The organism is Streptomyces sp. NPDC111802, from assembly GCF_055634335.1.
The window spans coordinates 320,130-335,402 of sequence record NZ_JBVKCZ010000001.1; the positions used below are offsets into that span (position 1 = coordinate 320,130).

General features: G+C 69.1%; 12 protein-coding genes. 7 read left to right on the forward strand and 5 right to left on the reverse strand.

Going from position 1 to position 15,273, the window contains the following annotated elements; all coding sequences use genetic code 11:
- Positions 1-364: 364 nt before the first annotated feature.
- The 3 genes from ACZ7NC_RS01465 to ACZ7NC_RS01475 all read left to right on the forward strand — a co-directional run bounded on the left by ACZ7NC_RS01465 (position 365) and on the right by ACZ7NC_RS01475 (position 3,295).
- Complete coding sequence (locus tag ACZ7NC_RS01465; RefSeq protein ID WP_471483879.1) at positions 365-1,516, forward strand: PLP-dependent cysteine synthase family protein; 1,152 nt, start codon at positions 365-367, stop codon at positions 1,514-1,516.
- On the forward strand, positions 1,513-2,814 hold the full coding sequence (locus ACZ7NC_RS01470; RefSeq protein WP_471483881.1) for an MFS transporter: 1,302 nt from the start codon (positions 1,513-1,515) through the stop codon (positions 2,812-2,814). The genes ACZ7NC_RS01465 and ACZ7NC_RS01470 overlap by 4 nt, the downstream gene beginning before the upstream one ends.
- A gap of 235 nt (positions 2,815-3,049) precedes the next feature.
- Positions 3,050-3,295: a hypothetical protein gene (locus ACZ7NC_RS01475; protein WP_471483882.1), complete on the forward strand. Its 246-nt coding sequence runs from the start codon at positions 3,050-3,052 to the stop codon at positions 3,293-3,295.
- Between the two features lie 122 nt (positions 3,296-3,417).
- Here the strand turns inward: ACZ7NC_RS01475 and ACZ7NC_RS01480 are convergent, their stop codons facing one another.
- From ACZ7NC_RS01480 to argG, 3 genes are all read right to left on the reverse strand, one after another.
- Entirely contained in the window at positions 3,418-4,947 is a 1,530-nt protein-coding gene (locus tag ACZ7NC_RS01480; RefSeq protein WP_471483884.1) for a helix-turn-helix domain-containing protein, read from the reverse strand.
- 64 nt (positions 4,948-5,011) lie between these two features.
- Positions 5,012-5,209, reverse strand: coding sequence for a DUF4236 domain-containing protein (locus ACZ7NC_RS01485; RefSeq protein ID WP_471483885.1), 198 nt, complete (start codon positions 5,207-5,209; stop codon positions 5,012-5,014).
- Positions 5,210-5,351: 142 nt separating this feature from the next.
- Positions 5,352-6,806 (reverse strand): argininosuccinate synthase, encoded by a 1,455-nt coding sequence (gene argG / locus ACZ7NC_RS01490; protein ID WP_471483887.1) that lies wholly within the window; start codon positions 6,804-6,806, stop codon positions 5,352-5,354.
- A gap of 249 nt (positions 6,807-7,055) precedes the next feature.
- Here argG and acnA point away from each other — a divergent pair, with 249 nt between their 5' ends.
- The 3 genes from acnA to ACZ7NC_RS01505 all read left to right on the forward strand — a co-directional run bounded on the left by acnA (position 7,056) and on the right by ACZ7NC_RS01505 (position 11,975).
- The gene (acnA, locus tag ACZ7NC_RS01495; RefSeq protein ID WP_471483889.1) at positions 7,056-9,773 is read left to right on the forward strand and encodes an aconitate hydratase AcnA; all 2,718 of its coding nucleotides are present in this window, start codon (positions 7,056-7,058) and stop codon (positions 9,771-9,773) included.
- A gap of 283 nt (positions 9,774-10,056) precedes the next feature.
- Entirely contained in the window at positions 10,057-11,553 is a 1,497-nt protein-coding gene (locus ACZ7NC_RS01500; RefSeq protein WP_471483891.1) for a sensor histidine kinase, read from the forward strand.
- 179 nt (positions 11,554-11,732) lie between these two features.
- Complete coding sequence (locus ACZ7NC_RS01505; protein ID WP_471483893.1) at positions 11,733-11,975, forward strand: DUF397 domain-containing protein; 243 nt, start codon at positions 11,733-11,735, stop codon at positions 11,973-11,975.
- Positions 11,976-12,243: 268 nt separating this feature from the next.
- Here the strand turns inward: ACZ7NC_RS01505 and ACZ7NC_RS01510 are convergent, their stop codons facing one another.
- Together ACZ7NC_RS01510 and ACZ7NC_RS01515 are read right to left on the reverse strand one after the other, a co-directional pair.
- Entirely contained in the window at positions 12,244-12,672 is a 429-nt protein-coding gene (locus ACZ7NC_RS01510) for a hypothetical protein (protein WP_471483895.1), read from the reverse strand.
- Positions 12,673-12,717: 45 nt separating this feature from the next.
- The gene (locus tag ACZ7NC_RS01515) at positions 12,718-13,578 is read right to left on the reverse strand and encodes a helix-turn-helix domain-containing protein (protein WP_471483897.1); all 861 of its coding nucleotides are present in this window, start codon (positions 13,576-13,578) and stop codon (positions 12,718-12,720) included.
- Positions 13,579-14,118: 540 nt separating this feature from the next.
- On the opposite strand from ACZ7NC_RS01515, the gene ACZ7NC_RS01520 reads away from it, so the two are divergent.
- Positions 14,119-15,219, forward strand: coding sequence for a lytic polysaccharide monooxygenase auxiliary activity family 9 protein (locus tag ACZ7NC_RS01520; RefSeq protein WP_471483899.1), 1,101 nt, complete (start codon positions 14,119-14,121; stop codon positions 15,217-15,219).
- The last annotated feature ends 54 nt before the right edge of the window (positions 15,220-15,273 follow it).

Below are 15,273 nucleotides of genomic sequence, written 5' to 3' on the forward strand. Positions count from 1 at the left end.
CCCCACGCCCCCCACAGCGTCGAGGACTGCGCCACGGACCTGATCATCCGTACAGCGGAGCAGTCAACGGAGGATCTTTCCCTCGCCGCGCTGACCGTGGTCGTACTCGTCGCCGTGACCGTGGCGCCGGCGAGACCCCTCGTACGGCATGAATCTCGCAGACGTCGCGGCGCACGTACCGGCCGCGTGGCGCTCGTGCGCACGTCGCGGTGGCGGATCTAGACCACTCGCCCGCAGCCGACCGACTTCACCGGCTGCCGCGCACCCATGGGCCTGAACGCGGACCTGTGGTCCGCCCTGTCGCCCTGGGGCGCGAGATGAACCCGCACCCGTGCCTTCATCGAGCGAGAGTGAACACACAGACATGCCTTCATTGACCAAGACCGCGGCCGCCCTCGGCCAGTCGGCCCTGTCCCGGCTGGTGGGCAACACCCCCCTGCTGCGGGTATCGGAGCCGCTGACCCCGGCCGGGCGCGGATTCTGGGCGAAGCTTGAGGGGTTCAACCCGGGCGGCATCAAGGACCGTCCGGGGCTGCACATGGTGGAGCGGGCCCGCGCCCGTGGCGACCTGCGGCCCGGCGGACGGATCATCGAGTCCACCAGCGGAACCCTGGGTCTTGGGCTGGCCCTGGCCGGAATGGTGTACGGCCACCCGGTCACCCTGGTCACCGACCCGGGGCTGGAGTTGTCCATGACCCGGCTGCTGACCGCCTACGGCGCCCAGGTCAACGTCGTCTCCGAGCCGCATCCCACGGGCGGCTGGCAGCAGGCCCGCCGCGAACGCGTACAGCGGCTGCTGGAGCAGCACCCCGACTCCTGGTGCCCGGACCAGTACAGCAACCCCGACAACGTCGCCGCGTACACCCCGTTGGCTCTTGAACTCGCCTCCGAAATGGGCCACATCGACGTGCTGGTGTGCAGCGTCGGCACCGGCGGCCACTCGGCCGGCATCTCACGGGTGCTGCGCCAGCTCTATCCGGAGTTGACCGTCGTCGGCGTGGACACGACCGGTTCGACAATCTTCGGTCAGCCCGCGCGGCCCCGCCTGATGCGCGGACTCGGTTCCAGCATCCATCCCCGCAACGTCGCCTACGAGCGGTTCTCCGAGGTGCATTGGGTCGCCCCGCACGAGGCGGTGTGGACTTGCCGCCAGCTGGCCGCCTCCCATTACGCCACCGGCGGCTGGAGCGTGGGCGCGGTTGCACTGGTGGCCGGCTGGCTGGCCCGGACGATGCCCGCGGACGCGCGGATCGTCGCGATCTTCCCCGATGGCCCGCAGCGTTACCTGGGGACGGTCTACGACGACGACTACTGCGCCGCCCACGGCCTGCTGGACTCACCACCGGCGCCCGAACCGGAGTTGATCGGCCGTCTGGACGAGAAGGAGGTCGCTCGCTGGACCCGGTGCACCACCGTCGTCGATCCCCTCACCCTGCGGGACACAGCGCAGGACCTCGCCGAGGACGCCGCGGACACACTGGGCGCCGTGTCGGACGTGCCGGAGGAGGGCCGGTGAAGGGGCTGCTCACGCAGGTGAGGTCGTACGAACGCAGCGTCCAGCTGTTGATGGTGAACCAGTTCACCATCAACCTCGGCTTCTACATGCTGATGCCCTACCTGGCCGCCCACCTCTCCGGCACCCTCGGCCTGGCCGGCTGGATCGTCGGACTCGTCCTCGGCGTACGGAACTTCAGCCAGCAGGGCATGTTCCTGGTCGGCGGCACCCTCGCCGACCGACTCGGCTACAAGCCGATGATCGTTGCCGGGTGTGTGCTGCGGACCCTCGGTTTCGCGACGCTCGGGCTGGTGGATTCACTGCCCGCGCTGCTGGCCGCGTCCGCGGCCACCGGGTTGGCCGGGGCGTTGTTCAACCCGGCCGTACGGGCGTATCTCGCGGCCGACGCGGGGGAGCGCAGGGTCGAGGCGTTCGCCCTGTTCAACGTGTTCTACCAGGCCGGCATCCTGCTCGGCCCGCTGGTGGGCATGGTGCTGACCGGCGTGGACTTCCGCATCACTTGCCTGGTCGCGGCCGGGATCTTCGCGCTGCTGAGCGTCGTCCAGATCCGCGCGCTGCCCGCCCGGCGGGCCGAGGACACCGAGCGGCAGGAGAGCGCCGGCGGTCAGGGCGTGTTCGCCCAGTGGCGCGGCATCCTCGCCAACCGGCCGTTCCTGCTCTTCTCCGTCGCCATGATCGGGTCGTACGTCCTGTCGTTCCAGGTCTATCTGGCGCTGCCGCTGGAGGTACGTCGGCTCGGCGGCGACGGGGAGTTCGGTACTGCGGCGGTGGCGGTGCTCTTCGCCGTGTCCGGGCTGAGCACGATCCTCGGCCAGACCCGGGTGACGGCGTGGTGCAAGGCGCGGTACGAGCCCGGGCAGGCACTCGTGCGCGGGCTGGCGTTGATGGGGCTGGCCTTCGTTCCCCTGCTGGGGGCCACCGCGGTGCCCGTACCGGAGTCCGGGATCGGGCTGTGGCTGCTCGCGGCGGCTCCGCCGACGCTCGCCGCCCTGCTGCTGGCCGTCGGCACGATGATCGCCTACCCCTTCGAGATGGACACCATCGTCCGCCTCTCCGGTGACCGCCTCGTCGCCACCCACTACGGGCTGTACAACACGATCTGCGGCATCGGCATCACCGTCGGGAACCTGGGCACGGGTGCCGCACTCGACGCCGCCCGCGCGGCTGGAATGCCCGCACTGCCGTGGATCACGCTGTGCGCGCTGGGCCTGGCGTGCGCGGCCGCCCTGTACAGCCTCCATCGCACCGGCCGACTGGCGCCGCCGCCCACTTCCGAGCCGCTGCCGGCCACCGTCTGACCCATCGGCCCTCCGGCCCAGGGGCGGGGCATCGCGCGATGCCCCGCCCTTACCCGAGGCCGCTGGTGATATGACGGTCCGTCAGGTCCTCGTCGATGTGCGTGCCGTAGGGAAGCTTGATCCGGAATGCGGCGTCAGCGGATAAGTGGGCACGCGGGTGCCGATCGCTCGGTGTACCCCTTCATGCTCACCGTGGTCGAGCAGGCGCTGCGTCCGGGCGAGGCTCGCGGTCTGCGTGATCGCCACGTTGGAGGAGAGTGCTCTGGACGGGGCTCGCGTATGGGAGCCATTCCGGGAACACGGCTGCCATGCCCTGCGCCACTTCTACGCCTCCGAGCAGTTGGAGCCCGGCGAGTCGTTCGTCTCCCTGGCCGAATGGCTCGGCCACTCTGACCTCGGGTTCACGCTGCGGAAGTACCCGTACTTCCTGCCCCGCGCGGACGCACGCGGCAGCACCGCCGTCGACGCGGTCTTCGCGTAGCCAGGACGGTCGGCGGAAGTCCGGTCCGGGCCCACAGTCCCAGAGAAGTCCAGAGGCGGCGCCGCACCCCTTCCTGACCGTTATTCGTCCAGGCCAGGAAGGGGTGCGGCGGTATCCGCCATTCAGATGTCCCGGAAGATCTCGATCTGCGCCCCGACGGAGTTCAGCCGCTCGGCGAGGTCCTCGTAGCCGCGGTTGATGACATAGACGTTGCGCAAGACGGATGTGCCCTCCGCCGCCATCATCGCCAGCAGCACGACCACGGCCGGTCGCAGCGCGGGCGGGCACATCATCTCCGCGGCGCGCCAGCGGGTCGGGCCCTCGACCAGGACGCGGTGGGGGTCCAGGAGCTGGAGTCGGCCGCCGAGGCGGTTGAGGTCGGTGAGGTAGATCGCGCGGTTGTCGTAGACCCAGTCATGGATCAGGGTCTTGCCCGACGCGACGGCCGCGATGGCCGCGAAGAACGGGACGTTGTCGATGTTCAGGCCCGGGAACGGCATCGGGTGGATCTTGTCGATCGGCGCCTCCAGCTTGGAGGGCCGGACGGTGAGGTCCACCAGCCGGGTACGGCCGTTGTCGGCGAAGTACTCGGGCGTGCGGTCGTGGTCGAGGCCCATCTCCTCCAGGACCGCCAGCTCGATCTCCAGGAACTCGATGGGCACGCGGCGCACCGTCAGTTCCGACTCCGTCACCACCGCCGCGGCCAGCAGGCTCATCGCCTCGACCGGGTCCTCGGACGGCGAGTAGTCGACGTCGACGTCGATGTTCGGCACACCGTGCACGGTCAGTGTCGTCGTGCCGATGCCCTCGACCCGCACGCCCAGCGTCTCCAGGAAGAAGCACAGGTCCTGGACCATGTAGTTGGAGGAGGCGTTGCGGATGACCGTGACACCGTCGTACCGCGCGGCGGCCAGCAGCGCGTTCTCGGTCACGGTGTCGCCGCGTTCGGTCAGCACGATCGGTCGCCCGACGCGCACGGACCGGTCGACGGTGGCGTGGTACTGGCCCTCGGTCGCCGCCACTTCCAGACCGAACCGGCGCAGCGCGATCATGTGCGGCTCGATGGTCCGGGTGCCCAGATCGCAACCGCCGGCGTACGGCAGCTTGAAGCGGTCCATACGGTGCAGCAGCGGGCCGAGGAACATGATGATGGAGCGGGTGCGGACGGCTGCCTCGGCGTCGATGGCGCCCAGGTCCAGCTCGGCCGGCGGCACGATCTCCAGGTCCACGCCGCCGTTGATCCAACGGGTGCGTACGCCGATGGAGTTGAGCACCTCCAGAAGGCGGTAGACCTCCTCGATGCGGGCGACCCGGCGCAGCACGGTGCGCCCCTTGTTGAGCAGCGAGGCGCACAGCAGTGCCACGCAGGCGTTCTTGCTGGTCTTGACGTCGATCGAACCGGACAGCCGACGTCCGCCGACGACCCTCAGATGCATCGGACCGGCGTACCCCAGCGACACGATCTCGCTGTCCAGGGCTTCACCGATTCGGGCGATCATCTCAAGGCTGATGTTCTGGTTGCCGCGCTCGATGCGATTGACGGCGCTCTGAGAGGTGCCGAGCGCCTCGGCGAGCTGGGTCTGTGTCCAGCCTCGGTGTTGCCGGGCGTCACGGATGAGCTTGCCGATGCGTACGAGGTAATCGTCTGCCATGAGGTTGAGGTTATCTCAAATATGAGATGGCACATCCTAGGGGGGCCATTCGGGTGACATGCCGTCAACGCCGCCTGGCGCTACGGGTGCGACGCCATCCGAAAGGTCCGGGCAAATCCATCGATGTCGTACGACGTCCGGTGCTGCTGTGTGTGCGCCGGGGGCCGTTCTTGCCGCCGGTGGTGATGGACCAGGAGTGCCGGTTGATGTTCAGCCGCACTCCGGGCAGGATCCGGAAGCTCTTGCGGAATGTCAGGGGCATGGATGCCTCCCGTCGGGTCGTGGTACGTCCCTCTCGGTTACCCCGACTTGGCGAACTGATGGCATGTCGCAGACGCCGGAAGGGCCGGCTCGGCGCACATGGCGCTGAGCCGGCCCTTCCGGCGTCCGTCCCCGGTGTCCGGTCAGTCCGTGCCGGACTCCATCGCGGCGCGGTCCAGCGCGGCGTCCTCCTCCGAGACCTCGCCGCGGGAGGCGATGGCCTCGGCGCCGCCCTCCGGCAGCTCCGGCATGGTGCCGATCAGCCCGGTGGCGGCGGCCTGGGAGGCGCCGACGGTGGGGCTGCCGGTGCCGATCAGGCCGAGGCCGACGTATTGCTCCAGCTTGGCGCGCGAGTCGGCGATGTCGAGGTTGCGCATGGTGAGCTGGCCGATCCGGTCGACGGGGCCGAAGGCCGAGTCCTCGGTGCGCTCCATGGACAGCTTGTCCGGGTGGTAGCTGAACGACGGGCCCGTGGTGTCGAGGACCGAGTAGTCCTCGCCGCGCCGCAGACGGAGCGTGACCTCGCCGGTGATGGCGGCGCCGACCCAGCGCTGCAGCGACTCACGGATCATCAGCGCCTGCGGGTCCAGCCAGCGGCCCTCGTACATGAGGCGGCCGAGGCGCCGGCCCTCGTTGTGGTACTGGGCCAGGGTGTCCTCGTTGTGGATCGCGTTGACCAGGCGCTCGTACGCGGCGTGCAGCAGGGCCATGCCGGGCGCCTCGTAGATACCGCGGCTCTTGGCCTCGATGATCCGGTTCTCGATCTGGTCCGACATGCCGAGGCCATGCCGGCCGCCGATGGCGTTGGCCTCCATCACCAGGTCGACGGCGGAGGCGAACTCCTTGCCGTTGACGGTGACCGGGCGGCCCTGCTCGAAGCCGATCGTCACGTCCTCGGCGGCGATCTCGATGGACGGGTCCCAGAACCGCACGCCCATGATGGGCTCGACGGTCTCGACACCGGTGTCCAGGTGCTCCAGGGTCTTGGCCTCGTGCGTGGCGCCCCAGATGTTGGCGTCCGTGGAGTACGCCTTCTCCGTGCTGTCCCGGTAGGGCAGGCCGTGGGCGACCAGCCACTCCGACATCTCCTTGCGGCCGCCGAGCTCGGTCACGAAGTCCGCGTCCAGCCAGGGCTTGTAGATCCGCAGGTTCGGGTTGGCGAGCAGGCCGTAGCGGTAGAACCGCTCGATGTCGTTGCCCTTGAAGGTCGAGCCGTCGCCCCAGATCTGGACGTTGTCCTCGAGCATGGCCCGCACCAGCAGTGTGCCGGTGACGGCACGGCCCAGCGGCGTGGTGTTGAAGTAGGCGCGCCCGCCGGAGCGGATGTGGAACGCGCCGCAGGTCAGCGCGGCCAGTCCCTCCTCGACCAGGGCGGCACGGCAGTCGACCAGACGTGCGACCTCGGCGCCGTAGGCCTTGGCGCGGCCGGGCACCGAGGCGATGTCGGGCTCGTCGTACTGGCCGATGTCGGCCGTGTAGGTGCACGGGACGGCGCCCTTGTCGCGCATCCAGGCGACCGCGACCGAGGTGTCGAGACCGCCCGAGAAGGCGATGCCGACGCGTTCGCCGATGGGCAGGGAGGTGAGGACCTTGGACATAGGAAGAGTATGCATCAAGACGCATGGTCATGCAAAGGGCGCATGTCGAGGCCCCGGGCATGACCATCCCGGCCCCATGTACTAGAGTTATCTCGACATCGAGATATCTGCCGAGGTGCACCGCAGCCGCACACCGTCATCGAGTCCGACAGTAAGGGCTACCTAACTTAGCCTTACCTTAGCGGATCGGCCAAGATGCCGGGGCGGCAGGATCGTGGTGGTACGCGCACATCAATGAAGGAGACTGTCGTGTCGGCGAACAGCTTCGACGCCCGCAGCACGCTGCAGGTGGGCGACGAGTCGTACGAGATCTTCCGGCTGGACAAGGTCGAGGGCTCCGCGCGCCTCCCCTACAGCCTGAAGGTGCTGCTGGAGAACCTCCTCCGCACCGAGGACGGCGCGAACATCACCGCCGACCACATCCGCGCCCTCGGCAGCTGGGACTCCCAGGCCCAGCCGTCGCAGGAGATCCAGTTCACGCCGGCCCGCGTGATCATGCAGGACTTCACCGGCGTGCCCTGTGTCGTGGACCTCGCCACCATGCGTGAGGCCGTCAAGGAGCTCGGCGGTGACCCGGCGAAGGTCAACCCGCTCTCCCCGGCCGAGCTGGTCATCGACCACTCCGTCATCGCCGACAAGTTCGGCACCAACGAGGCCTTCGCGCAGAACGTCGAGCTGGAGTACGGCCGCAACCGCGAGCGCTACCAGTTCCTGCGCTGGGGCCAGACCGCCTTCGACGACTTCAAGGTCGTCCCGCCGGGCACCGGCATCGTCCACCAGGTGAACATCGAGCACCTCGCCCGCACGGTCATGGTCCGTAACGGCCAGGCCTACCCCGACACCCTGGTCGGCACCGACTCGCACACCACCATGGTCAACGGCCTCGGCGTCCTCGGCTGGGGCGTCGGCGGCATCGAGGCCGAGGCCGCGATGCTCGGCCAGCCGGTCTCCATGCTCATCCCGCGCGTCGTCGGCTTCAAGCTGACCGGTGAGCTCACCCCCGGCACCACCGCCACCGACCTCGTGCTGACCATCACCGAGATGCTCCGCAAGCACGGCGTCGTCGGCAAGTTCGTCGAGTTCTACGGCGAGGGCGTGGCCGCCACCTCCCTCGCGAACCGCGCCACCATCGGCAACATGTCGCCGGAGTTCGGCTCCACCGCCGCGATCTTCCCGATCGACGACGAGACGATCAAGTACCTCAAGCTCACCGGCCGTTCCGAGCAGCAGCTCGCGCTCGTCGAGTCGTACGCCAAGGAGCAGGGCCTCTGGCTGGACCCGCAGGCCGAGCCCGACTTCTCGGAGAAGCTGGAGCTCGACCTCTCGACGGTCGTCCCCTCCATCGCCGGCCCGAAGCGCCCGCAGGACCGCATCGTCCTCGCGAACGCCGCCGAGCAGTTCAAGGTCGACGTACGCAACTACGTCGACTCCGTGGACGAGGCGGGCCAGGAGTCCTTCCCGGCCTCCGACGCCCCGGCCGTCGCCCCGAACGGCGCCCCGTCCAACCCGGTCACCGTCACCGCCCCCGACGGCTCGACGTACGAGATCGACCACGGCGCGGTCACCGTCGCGGCCATCACCTCCTGCACCAACACCTCCAACCCGTACGTCATGGTCGCCGCCGCGCTGGTGGCCAAGAAGGCGGTCGAGAAGGGCCTGACCCGCAAGCCCTGGGTCAAGACCACCCTCGCCCCGGGTTCGAAGGTCGTCACCGACTACTTCGACAAGGCGGGCCTGACCCCGTACCTCGACAAGGTCGGCTTCAACCTCGTCGGCTACGGCTGCACCACCTGCATCGGCAACTCCGGCCCGCTGCCGGAGGAGGTCTCCAAGGCCGTCAACGACCACGACCTCGCGGTCACCTCGGTCCTCTCCGGCAACCGGAACTTCGAGGGCCGTATCAACCCCGACGTCAAGATGAACTACCTGGCTTCCCCGCCGCTGGTCGTCGCGTACGCCCTGGCCGGCTCCATGAAGGTGGACATCACCAAGGACGCCCTCGGTATCGACCAGGAAGGCAAGCCGGTCCACCTGGCCGACATCTGGCCGTCCGAGGCCGAGGTCAACGACGTCGTGGCGAACGCCATCGGCGAGGACATGTTCAACAAGTCCTACCAGGACGTCTTCGCGGGCGACGCCCAGTGGCAGGCGCTGCCGATCCCGACCGGCAACACCTTCGAGTGGGACGCCGAGTCGACCTACGTCCGCAAGCCCCCGTACTTCGAGGGCATGACGATGGAGACCACCCCGGTCTCCGACATCACCGGCGCCCGCGTGCTCGCCAAGCTGGGCGACTCGGTGACGACGGACCACATCTCGCCCGCCGGTGCCATCAAGGCCGACACCCCGGCCGGCAAGTACCTCACGGAGCACGGCGTCGAGCGCCGCGACTTCAACAGCTACGGCTCGCGCCGAGGCAACCACGAGGTCATGATCCGCGGTACGTTCGCCAACATCCGCCTGCGCAACCAGATCGCGCCGGGCACCGAGGGCGGCTACACCCGCGACTTCACCCAGGCCGACGGCCCGGTGTCGTTCATCTACGACGCCTCCCGCAACTACATCGAGCAGGGCATCCCGCTGGTCGTCCTGGCCGGCAAGGAGTACGGCTCCGGCTCGTCCCGTGACTGGGCGGCCAAGGGCACGGCCCTCCTCGGCGTCAAGGCCGTCATCGCCGAGTCGTACGAGCGCATCCACCGCTCGAACCTCATCGGCATGGGCGTCCTGCCGCTCCAGTTCCCGGAGGGCGCCTCCGCCGAGTCCCTCGGTCTGACCGGCGAGGAGACCTTCTCCTTCGCGGGCGTCGAGGAGCTCAACAACGGCACCACGCCGCGCACGGTGAAGGTCACCACCGACACGGGTGTCGAGTTCGACGCGGTCGTCCGCATCGACACCCCCGGTGAGGCCGACTACTACCGCAACGGCGGCATCATGCAGTACGTGCTGCGCAGCCTGATCCGCAAGTAAGCGGTACGGCACGGCGGTTGAGGGCCGCATCCCCGGCGACGGGGGTGCGGCCCTTCGCCGTGCCGGCCCCCGTGTGAGGCGATGACCTCGGCGTTCTCGTCCCGTGACATCGGCAGACCTCAGTCGGAACACAGGATTCCCTCAGCCGGCGGGGACAGGATCGAGACATGACCGCCACCGCTGGGTTCCGAACCGGACGCCGGAAGACCGACCAGGGCCGGGCGCCGATGATCCACACCGTGCGCGGCCTCGGACACCCCATCAGGCCGGCGGAGGACGGCAGATGAGGGCCCGACGGCGCCTCCGCTCCCTGCGCACACGCCTGCTCGTCTTCCTCGGCGTCACGCTCGTCGCCGTGTGCGCCACGACGCTGCTCACCATGGTGTTCGTCCAACGGGCCTATCTGCTCGGCAACCTGGACGACCGGGTCGAGAACGCCGCCGAGCGCAGCCTGGGCGGCGCGAGTCTGCACCCCGAGCTACCGGACGACCTGAGCTTCCTGATGGAGAGCGGCCATCCGACCGGCATGCTCGCCGCCCGGCTCGACGGCGACGGCGACACTCTCGCCGCCGAGGTCGTGCGCCAGGACGCCCCACCGCGCGCCCTCACCGACGGTCAGCGGGCCGCCCTGGCGGGCGTACGGCCCGACGGCGCCGCGCACACCACGACCGTCCCCGGCATCGGCACCTACCGTGTCACCGTCGCCGAGAGCGACGGGGCGCGCGTTCTGACAGGGCTCCCGATGGACGACGTACGGCACATGATCAGCGGCATGGTCGTGGTCGAGGCGGCCGTCGCGGTGGCCGGGCTCGCCGTGGCGGGCGGCATCTGCGCCGTGGTCGTACGACGGCAGCTGCGCCCCCTCGACCGGCTCGCCGCCACCGCCGCCGAGGTCTCGCGCGCACCGCTCGACCGGGGCGAGGTCACCGTCATCACCCGGGTCCCGGTCCGGGACACCGACCCCGCCAGCGAGGCCGGCCAGGTCGGCGCCGCCCTCAACCGCATGATCGACCATGTCGAGTCCTCCCTCACCGCCCGCCGGCACACGGAGGAGCGCATGCGCCGCTTCCTCGCCGACGCCGGCCACGAACTGCGCACCCCGCTCGCGTCGATAGCGGGCTACGCCGAGCTCATGAACCGCGGTACCGACCGGATCGAGCCGCTGCTGGCCTGGCGCCGCGTCTCGGCGGAGTCGGCACGCATGACTGGCCTGGTGGAGGATCTGTTGCTGCTGGCCCGGCTGGACGAGGGCAGGCCCCTGCACACCGCCGAGGTCGACCTCGCGGCGCTGGTCGCGGAGGCGGTGTGGGACGCGCGGGCCGCCGGGGGCGGACACGACTGGCAGCTCGAACTCCGCCTGGACGAGGCCCCGCTGGTCCTCGGCGACGAGGCCCGCCTCCACCAGGTGATGGCCAACCTCCTGGCCAACGCGCGCTTGCACACACCCCCGGGCACGCGGGTCGTCGCGGTCGTGGAGGCCGGGGACGACCAGTGCGTCGTACGCATCCGCGACGACGGCCCCGGCATCCCGCCCACCCTCCTCCCGACCGTCTTCGACCGCTTCACCCGGGCCGACACCTCCCGGGCGCGCGGCGGCCCGCACGGCGGTGGATCCGGCCTCGGGCTCGCCGTCGTGGAGGCGATCGTGTCGGCGCACGGGGGCCGCGCCGAGGTGCGGAGCGAGCCGGGCCGGACCGAGTTCACCGTCGTCCTGCCGTCGGCCGTCGGAGATCGGTCACCTGATCGGCACGTGGATCTCATGACCATGAACTCGCCGTGAAACCAAGGAACTTGAGCCAACCGAGGCATAACCCGGTTCCCCGAGGACTAACTTGGGAAAGCAGTTGTTGGGCCAACTGGCTTGCGGAAACCGTGTCATCGCTCGGGTGCCGTGCGCGGTTCCCAGCCCTGACGTAGGGGTATTCGCCTGCGGTGGTGCACAACCGTCCACTAACATGGATGGGCACCGTCCAGGCGCATCGGGGGAGCAGGGGGGCTGAGGTGGTGCATAAGGGGAAACCCTTGTGGCGCAAGAGCAGCCTGTGCGGCAACGAGAACGAATGCGTGGAGGTCGCCGTGGGGGAGGGCAGAGTGCTCACGCGTGACTCCAAGAAGCCGCAGCGCGCGCCTCTGTGTTTCACCAACCCTGCCTGGACGGAGTTCCTCCATGCGTTGACGCAGGGGGAGCTGGACGGCCCATGACGTTTGTGACAAGCCATCGGCGGTAGGTAGGGGGCCTCTATGGGTGCCGAGGCATCTGCAGTTCAGCACTCGGGGAAGGGTGAGGGAAAGCGTTCCGTGATCTTGAGCGGAGCCGTCACCTTCTCGCTCGGCGCAGGTGCGCTGGCGACGGTGAGCGCCGCTCTCGCGTCCCTGCTCGTCGACAGCGTTCTCGCCAAGCGGATTCTCTGGGTGGTCGTGGCCCTCGCCGTGGCCGTGGGAGCGGGAGTGTGGCGGGCCGGATACGCCGCTATGACGTCCCCACCTGATTCTGATCGCCTTCCGCAGGATTCGCGGACGAGTTCCCCGAGCTAGCGCCCGCGGACGGGCGGCGCGCCGACAGCCGCTTCCTCCACCACCGGGACACCAGGCCGGTGATGCCGGATGCTCCCAGGAGCGTGGCGGCGACCGTGCCGATCCGCGACCAGGGGAACCTCAGCTCACCGGCCGCCTGGGCGATGAGGAGTACTGCCGCGGCCAGCACGACCAGCCCGATCAGGCCCAGCACTCCGATGCGGGTCACGAGCTTGAGCTTCATGGCGCCGCGGGCGTTCTCTATCTCTATGAGGTGCTTCGTCTGCGCGGGGTCCTGTATGGCCTGCGCCTTGACGTCATCGTCGTTCAGACTGGATGCCCCGAGTACGCTCTGCAGGCCCTGCCATATCGACCTGAAGACCACGTTGGTCCTCCCCCTGGTTCCACGACCAGAAAAGGCGCCGCAGATCTAGCGGGCCGCGAGGTCTTGCTTGATGCGACCGATGAGGTCGAGTGACTCGGTGCCACCGAGCGCCAGATCCATGAGCGTCTGGAAGCACTCCTGGTAGCGGGCCAGCAGCTCCAGGTCCTCGCCGCCGGTCATACTGCCCGCGGCGTGCTCCAGATACAGCAGATCGTCGTCGTCGGAGAAGCCCAAGAGGACGAAGCTGCCCAGTGTGCTGTAGTGGGCCCCGGCCTCGAAGGGCAGTACGCGCACGGTGAGTCCGTCCCGCGCACCGAAGTCGAGCAGCTGCTGCAACTGCTCGTTCAGCACCGCCTTTCCGCCGATCTGCCGCCGAACCGCCGCCTCGTCCAGGATGAAGGTCGCGTCGGGGCCGGCGGAACCGTCGAACATCCTGCTCTGCCGCTCCATCCTCAAGTCCACGACCCGGTCGGTTCGTTCGGCGGTCAGGCCGCGAGGGGCGAGTAGCGCCTCGGCGTATCCGCGGGTCTGCAGATGTCCGGGAATGACGATGGGGTGATACGTCTGAAGGGACGTCGCCGCGCTCTCGTAGCCCAGGTACTGGGCGAACTGGGGCGTCATCACGTCGTGATACCGGGACCACCAGCTGGGCCCTTTGCTGCCCCGGGCCGCCTCCTCCAGTTGGTTCACCACGTCCCGGTCACTGACCTCGTACAGGGCCAGCAGCGCCCGCAGGTCGCTCACGGACACGCTGACGGTACCGGTCTCCACCCGGATGAGCTTGGACTGCGACCACTCCACCCGCTCGGCAGCCTCACGCTGGGTCAGACCCGTGCGCTCACGCGCCTGCCGCAAGGCGAGACGCAGCTTGCGCCGGTTGAGGCTGGGGTCCACGGGAGGTGTCATCGCCGCTCCTTCGTCTGTGCGCGCCTACCCTGGTTTCGGTCGGCCATGCACAGAAAGCTCCTAGCACTTGGCACGGTTCATTATGCATAGCGCCAAAAGGATAGAGCTGATGGCCGCTGGCCGACGGTGGACAGGGTTCCGCGGTGCGCGGCAGGGCTACCGAGGCGGGGTGAGCTGGACCGCTGTCACGACTCTCATGCATCACAGGAACGTCGGGGCGGGCGTCTGTGCTCCGGGAAAACGCTCTCCGGTGCCGAGTCGTGGAAGCAAGAGGGGCTCAACGGGCGCACGAAACGTACGGGCGGCGCGTCATGTCGCGCCGGGCGCACAAGTCGAAGAGCCGTCACGGCGCCGCCCTCGTGCGTGAGGCGTTTACAACCGCGTCTCCCGGCGCTACCTTCCGCAACAGACGGGATGGGAGCGCTCCCATAGCCGGTGGACCGGAACCCGCCGCCCGGACCGCTCCCATCCCGGCGTTCGCACGCACCCCCACGCCCGCATCCGCACGGCCCGTACCTCAAGGAACGGACTGGTTCTGTCATGATCCTGACAACGACCACATCGGCGACCGCCTCAGACCCACCCCGCCGATTAACCCACCCCACCCGCACCAAGTCCCTCTTCCTCATCCTGATCTCCCTCCTCGCCACCATCCCCGCCCTCACCCTCGTCATGACCGCCGGCGCCCCGGCCGAGGCCCACGGCACCCCCATGAAGCCCGGCAGCCGTACCTTCCTGTGCTGGCAGGACGGTCTGACCGACACCGGTGAGATCAAGCCCGTCAACCCGGCCTGCAAGGCGGCCCAGCAGGTCAGCGGCACAACACCGTTCTACAACTGGTTCTCGGTGCTGCGCTCCGACGGCGCCGGCCGCACCCGCGGCTTCGTGCCCGACGGTGAGCTGTGCAGCGGCGGCAACACCAACTTCACCGGCTTCAACACACCCAGCAAGGACTGGCCGCTCACCCACCTCACCTCGGGCGCGACCGTCGACTTCTCCTACAACGCCTGGGCCGCGCACCCGGGTTGGTTCCACGTCTACCTCACCAAGGACGGCTTCGACCCGACCCGGACCCTCACGTGGGACGACATGGAGGAGCGCCCCTTCCTCAGCGTCGACCACCCGCCCCTCAACGGCTCCCCGGGCACGGTCGAGGCCAACTACTCCTGGACCGGGCAGCTTCCGGCGAACAAGTCGGGCCGCCACCTCATCTACATGGTCTGGCAGCGCTCGGACAGTGCCGAGACCTTCTACTCCTGCTCCGACATCGTCTTCGACGGCGGTCACGGCGAGGTGACCGGCATAAAGGAGCCGGGCAACCCGACCGACCCGGTGCCCGGCGAGTGCTCCGCCGCCCGTCGCACGACCGGCAGTTGGTCCGGCGGCTACCAGTCCGAGGTGACCGTCACCAACACCGGCGACGTCCCGATGCTCGGCTGGATGGTCGACTGGACGCTCCCGTCCGGGCAGAAGGTCGAGAGTCTCTGGAGCGGCAACGCGACCTACGGCGGCCAGGACGTGATGGTCCACAACGCCGACTGGAACGGCTCCCTCGATCCGGGGGAGAGCACGACATTCGGGTACGTCGTCTCCGGCCCCGGCGGCGACAGTACGACGGCCCTGCCCTGCCGAGTGGGCTGAACCGTCGCTCGGGGCGGACCCGGTGGGCGTGAGTCGCATCCACCGGGTCCGCGA

Bases quoted from the DNA above. Each gene is read 5' to 3' on its own strand.
- ACZ7NC_RS01485 (WP_471483885.1), bottom strand. From the start codon at position 5,209: ATGCCCCTGACATTCCGCAAGAGCTTCCGGATCCTGCCCGGAGTGCGG.
- ACZ7NC_RS01515 (WP_471483897.1), bottom strand. From the start codon at position 13,578: ATGACACCTCCCGTGGACCCCAGCCTCAACCGGCGCAAGCTGCGTCTC.
- ACZ7NC_RS01480 (WP_471483884.1), bottom strand. From the start codon at position 4,947: ATGGCAGACGATTACCTCGTACGCATCGGCAAGCTCATCCGTGACGCC.
- ACZ7NC_RS01500 (WP_471483891.1), top strand. From the start codon at position 10,057: ATGAGGGCCCGACGGCGCCTCCGCTCCCTGCGCACACGCCTGCTCGTC.
- ACZ7NC_RS01520 (WP_471483899.1), top strand. From the start codon at position 14,119: ATGATCCTGACAACGACCACATCGGCGACCGCCTCAGACCCACCCCGC.
- ACZ7NC_RS01465 (WP_471483879.1), top strand. From the start codon at position 365: ATGCCTTCATTGACCAAGACCGCGGCCGCCCTCGGCCAGTCGGCCCTG.
- ACZ7NC_RS01505 (WP_471483893.1), top strand. From the start codon at position 11,733: ATGGGCACCGTCCAGGCGCATCGGGGGAGCAGGGGGGCTGAGGTGGTG.
- argG (WP_471483887.1), bottom strand. From the start codon at position 6,806: ATGTCCAAGGTCCTCACCTCCCTGCCCATCGGCGAACGCGTCGGCATC.